This is a genomic window from Lapidilactobacillus concavus DSM 17758, assembly GCF_001435835.1.
Classification (GTDB): domain Bacteria; phylum Bacillota; class Bacilli; order Lactobacillales; family Lactobacillaceae; genus Lapidilactobacillus; species Lapidilactobacillus concavus.
In genome coordinates this window covers 1-239 of the sequence record NZ_AZFX01000090.1, presented here as the reverse complement: position 1 = coordinate 239, position 239 = coordinate 1, and the positions used below count along the sequence as shown (strand labels likewise).

Here is a 239-nt window from a genome sequence, read left to right as displayed (position 1 = left end):
ATATTATCGCGGGATGGAGCAGTCTGGTAGCTCGTCGGGCTCATAACCCGAAGGTCGCAGGTTCAAACCCTGCTCCCGCAATATGGTTCCATGGTCTAGTTGGTTATGACGCCTGCCTGTCACGCAGGAGATCACCGGTTCGAGTCCGGTTGGGACCGTTCAAATGGCTCGGTAGCTCAGTTGGTAGAGCAATGGATTGAAGCTCCATGTGTCGGCAGTTCGATTCTGTCCCGCGCCAT

General features: G+C 55.2%; 3 tRNA genes. All 3 read left to right on the top strand.

The features are described 5' to 3' along the window. Positions 1-7: 7 nt before the first annotated feature. The 3 genes from FC15_RS07970 to FC15_RS07960 all read left to right on the top strand — a co-directional run bounded on the left by FC15_RS07970 (position 8) and on the right by FC15_RS07960 (position 238). A tRNA-Met gene (locus FC15_RS07970) sits at positions 8-81 on the top strand. A 3-nt stretch (positions 82-84) separates the two neighbouring features. Further along, positions 85-158: transfer RNA gene (locus FC15_RS07965), tRNA-Asp, on the top strand. A gap of 7 nt (positions 159-165) precedes the next feature. Next, positions 166-238, top strand: a tRNA-Phe gene (locus FC15_RS07960). Position 239 lies beyond the last annotated feature (1 nt).